The 256-nt window shown below is 74.6% G+C and carries 1 protein-coding gene; it reads left to right on the top strand.

Going from position 1 to position 256, the window contains the following annotated elements:
- Positions 1–256 (top strand): hypothetical protein (locus KWI83_RS37980; protein ID WP_218518915.1); only part of this gene is annotated, 256 nt, incomplete at both ends.

Consider the following 256-nt stretch of genomic DNA (forward strand, 5'->3'; position numbering starts at 1 on the left):
TGCCCACCGAGTCGGCCGAACTGCCCGCCGTGCCCTGGCTGTTGTCGGCCCGCTCGGAGAGCGCGCTGGGGGCCCAGATCGAGCGGCTGCGCTCCTTCGTGACGGAGCACCCCGAAGCGCGCCCCGCCGACATCGGCCTCAGCCTGGCCACCGCGCGCTCGCGCTTCGAGCACACCGCCGTCGTCGTCGGCACCGACCGCGACGAACTCCTGGCCGCCCTGGCGGATCCGGAGCTGCTGTCCTCGCGCGACGGACT

The organism is Streptomyces sp. TRM70350 (assembly GCF_019219825.1).
Lineage (GTDB): Bacteria > Actinomycetota > Actinomycetes > Streptomycetales > Streptomycetaceae > Streptomyces.